At 46.7% G+C, this 3559-nt stretch carries 4 protein-coding genes; all 4 read left to right on the forward strand.

Annotated features, from left to right (window positions below):
- Positions 1-183: 183 nt before the first annotated feature.
- A complete protein-coding gene (thrC, locus tag WAM07_RS10680; RefSeq protein WP_422166721.1) occupies positions 184-1290 on the forward strand; it encodes a threonine synthase in 1107 nt (368 codons plus the stop codon).
- 60 nt (positions 1291-1350) lie between these two features.
- Positions 1351-1956, forward strand: coding sequence for a YitT family protein (locus WAM07_RS10685; protein WP_422166722.1), 606 nt, complete (start codon positions 1351-1353; stop codon positions 1954-1956).
- A gap of 163 nt (positions 1957-2119) precedes the next feature.
- Positions 2120-2812: a heptaprenylglyceryl phosphate synthase gene (locus WAM07_RS10690; RefSeq protein WP_422166724.1), complete on the forward strand. Its 693-nt coding sequence runs from the start codon at positions 2120-2122 to the stop codon at positions 2810-2812.
- 16 nt (positions 2813-2828) lie between these two features.
- A partial coding sequence (locus WAM07_RS10695; protein ID WP_422166726.1) for a UvrD-helicase domain-containing protein occupies positions 2829-3559 on the forward strand: 731 nt, incomplete at its 3' end.

Consider the following 3559-nt stretch of genomic DNA (forward strand, 5'->3'; position numbering starts at 1 on the left):
CGAGCGAGGAAGCTCACCGTTCCCCCATAGGAAAGCGAGTTATTTCCCCACCAACCCTTATCCATCTAACGTAACGGACCCATTTATCTCGAAACTGAGTCTTCAACGAAAGGGAGCTTTACTGGAAGTTCAGCGGGGAGATTTTTAACAGAGTGGAACTTATATATAAAGATAGGAGTGTAGATGGTGAAGGCTGTGTTTGTAGACAAGTGGAACAACGCATATACCCCGAATCGAACAGACTGGAAGCCGGAAGAAGGTATATTCCGTATGAAGCCGTATCCGGTGAAATTTCCAATGAAGCAGATAAAAGAGAGGCAGGCAACTATGTGGCGCTATCAGGAAGCTTTGCCTTTTGAGAACACAGATACATATACCTCTATAACCATGGGAGAAGGGATGACCCCGCTCGTCCCTCTCGACGCTGATCATCCAAACCTTTTGATGAAAATGGACTACCTCATGCCGACTGGTTCTTTTAAAGACCGCGGAGCTGCCGTGTTAATCGCAAAAGCGAAAGAACTCGGCGTATCCTCTGTCATTGCCGACAGCAGCGGGAATGCCGGGACAGCTATTGCAGCGTACAGCGCTAGAGCCGGTATGAGCTGCCATATCTATGTGCCAGATTCCACTTCTGAGAAAAAACTTGCTCAAATCGAAGCGCACGGGGCTCATATCCATAAAATTCCCGGGTCACGTGAGGATACGGCTGAGGCCGCAAAGCAAGCAGTGGAGAAAGAAAAACTCTATTACGCAAGTCACGTGTACAATCCATTTTTCTATGAAGGTACGAAAACATTTGCTTTTGAAGTCTGGGAGCAGCTGGGGGGACAGGTGCCAGATTCCCTCATTATTCCGGTCGGGAATGGGACACTTCTGCTCGGAGCCTATATTGGATTTCAGGATTTAAAAGAGGCCGGCGTCATCAACCGGATGCCAAGAATAATGGGTGTCCAGTCTGAGGCCTGTGCGCCGATTGCCCGTGCTTTTACAAACGGTGATCCCGTGAGTCCGGCAGAAAACAGTGGCACGCTAGCCGAAGGGATTGCCATTGCTGATCCCATGCGCGGGCCAGAGATTATAAAAGCGGTTAAAGATACGAAGGGCAAAATAGTGACCGCGCCTGAGGAGGGCATAAAGTCTGCAGGAGAGGAACTTGCCGGGAAAGGTTTCTATGTAGAGCCGACAACCGCCGCTACGTACGCGGCTTATCAGCAGCATAAAGCAGAAATTGTCCATCCCGATGAGACGGTTGTGATGGTGCTGTGCGGATCAGGGTTGAAGAAATAGCTTCTAAGCAGGGCGGGACAGGCATAGGCTAGAAGAAACCTGTCCAAAAAGGGGATTTTTATGATGAAATCCTTATTGAAAAAAGGCCTGATGATCTTGTTAGGAAGCTTATTTATTTCGCTTGGTATTAACTTTTTCCTCATGCCGGATCATGTGCTTGATGGGGGGATGATCGGACTTGGACTGATTGCTAATTATGTATGGGGGTTGAAAGTCGGTTTCACCATCATATTGTGCAGTATCCCGATTTTTACTATAGCCTGGTTCAGGTACCGCGCTTATTTCTATAACAGTCTCCATGGACTGCTCATCTCCTCCTTTTTCATTGATTTTCTTCATGGGATCAGAGCCTACCACTTGCCGCTTGACCCGGCGCTCAGTTCCATCGTTGGCGGTGCGTTCGTAGGGGGAGGGATCGGACTCATGCTCCGTCATAAGACAAGCACTGGAGGAACTGACCTCCTTGCCCAAATGATTGCGGATATCTCGAGAATGAACGTCGGTTTTGTTATCTTCTTCATCGATCTTGTGATTATTGGGATAAGCGGCTATGTTTTCTCCATGGAAACGCTGCTGCTATCCACCATTACTATATTAAGCGTGGGTCTGGTGACGATGCTGTGCACCTCGTCGCGGTTCTTCCCAAGTCGTTCAATTTTAGATTGAACGGCTTTTTTGTTTGGGTTAAAAAGTCCTTGAATACGGAGGTCTGTCCTCTTAAGCCGGCAGACATAAAACATTCGCTAATTTCTCTCCCTTATCCATTCAACCCAGTAAGCAAAGTTTGCTATAATAAGTGAATGGACAAAAGTTTTTTTGGAGGACGGAAATGAACAAACTGAGCGAGTGGAAGCATGTCTTCAAGCTGGATCCGCAAAAGACGTTGTCGGATCATGACCTGCAATTGATCTTGGAATCAGGTACGGACGCTGTGATCATCGGAGGCACGGACGGTGTAACCTTTGAAAATGTGAGTGATTTGTTTGACCGTGTCCAGCCCTATGATGTGCCGTGTCTGTTGGAAGTTTCAGATATAGAAGTGATTGCTCCTGAGTTTGATGGGTATCTCATTCCGATGGTGCTGAACAGCCGTGAGAAAAAATGGATGCTCGATATTCATCATCAAGCGGTGAAGGAGTATGGCGACATAATGGATTGGGATCAGATGGTGGTTGAAGGCTATTGCGTCTTAAATGAGGAAGCTAAAGTTTTCAAACACGCCGAATGTTATCTCCCTGATGAAGAGGATGTTCTCGCCTATGCAAGGATGGCTGAACATATGTTTCATTTGCCGGTTTTTTACTTAGAATACAGCGGCACTTACGGAGATCCTGAGCTTGTTAAAAAGATAACCAATGAATTACAACATACAACAGTCGTTTACGGCGGCGGTATCAGGTCCAGCGAGCAGGCAGAAGAAATGAGTGCTTGTGCAGACGTGATTGTCGTTGGCAACGTGCTGTACGAAGACCTTGACGCTGCCTTAAAGACCGTCAGCGCAGCCAAAAATTCTAATTTTTAATTAAGGATGGTGTACGATGGCACAAGCAATGAATGCCTTGATTAAAGGCTTGAACGAAGAACAACGAAATGCAGTGACCCATACAGAAGGACCTTTACTAATTATGGCAGGGGCAGGAAGTGGGAAGACCCGCGTTCTGACGCACCGAATTGCCTATTTATTAAGCGAAAAAGATGTAGCTCCCCGAAATATACTTGCGATTACCTTTACGAATAAAGCTGCCCGTGAGATGAAGGATCGTGTGGAGTCTCTCGTTGGAAAAGATGGAGAAAAGATCTGGATGTCCACCTTCCACTCGATGTGTGTAAGGATTTTAAGACGTGACATTGACCGGATCGGTTATGACCGGAACTTTTCGATCCTGGATTCGAGTGACCAGCTGTCCGTGATCAAGCAGGTATTGAAAGAATTTAACCTTGATCCAAAACGGTGGGACCCAAGGGCGATGCTTGGGGCGATCAGTAACTCGAAAAACGAACTGATGACGCCGGAAGACTATGAACAGAAAGCCGGCAATATGCATGAAGAGCAGATTGCGAAGATTTATAAAGGCTATCAGAAGAAGCTTCGCAAAAATCAGTCGCTCGATTTTGACGATTTGATCATGCAGACCTTGTCTTTATTTGACCGGGTACCGGAAGTACTTGAATATTACCAGCGCAGGTTCCAATATATCCACGTCGATGAGTATCAGGATACGAACCATGCCCAGTATCAACTGGTGAAGCAACTGGCAAGCCGATATAA

Source organism: Halobacillus sp. (assembly GCF_049282395.1).
GTDB lineage: Bacteria > Bacillota > Bacilli > Bacillales > Halobacillaceae > Halobacillus.